Genomic DNA, 688 nt, shown 5'->3' with positions numbered 1-688 from the left:
TGCCGACGCTGGCCGAGGTGTTCACRGCCGAGGGCTGAACAGCACCGTTGTTCAGGCACCCAGGCGGTTCAGCGCCGGTGGCGTGGCGAAACGCCGGTGCCAGCGGTGCGGCCGGACGCTGCGTGTCGTCGCACGCACTGCGTGATCCGGCTCGGGTCGGCCCGGTGCTGCGGGTTGATGAGGAACGTGCCTGAACTGATGCTGTAGCCGCCGCATTCCGAACTCCCTGGGTGAGTCGGTCGGCGGCCCTGCGCCGACCCGCCCGCTGAGTAACGGCCGAGGGTGTGCGGTTCCAGTCCTGATGTTCCGGGGCCCGATGTGCCCGCGCTGCCTGCGCTACTGGACGTCGCCGGCGCGGCGCATTTCTTCGCACTGCGCATGCCGCGCGAATTGCGGCTTGGCACATTGCGCCTGCATGCAGTACAGCAGCGCGAAGTTGACGCGCGAGCCGCAGGCGGCACGCGGGTTCGTCGCGCCCGCCACGACGGCATCGACCGGCGGCTTCGCGGTGCCGGACACCGCACGCGCGCCGCCTGATGGCAACGATGTCACGGGTGCTGCGGGTGGGACGGGGATGGCGGGTGCGACCTCGGCCGGTGCGACGGCGGCCGGCTCGGCGGGTGCCGGCGTGGCGTCGGCCGCAGCGGGCGTGTCGGCATCGGCCGGCTTGTCCGCCTCGACCGGGACC

At 72.5% G+C, this 688-nt stretch carries 1 pseudogene; it reads right to left on the bottom strand.

What is annotated here, in order from left to right:
* Positions 1-336 precede the first annotated feature (336 nt).
* Positions 337-688 (bottom strand): annotated as a pseudogene (locus AC1D15_RS35770) (zinc ribbon domain-containing protein); the annotation flags it as partial.

The organism is Rhizobacter sp. P2_H2 (assembly GCF_056403375.1).
Note: the sequence above shows the minus strand (reverse complement) of the source record. Positions and strands in the feature narration are given on the sequence as shown.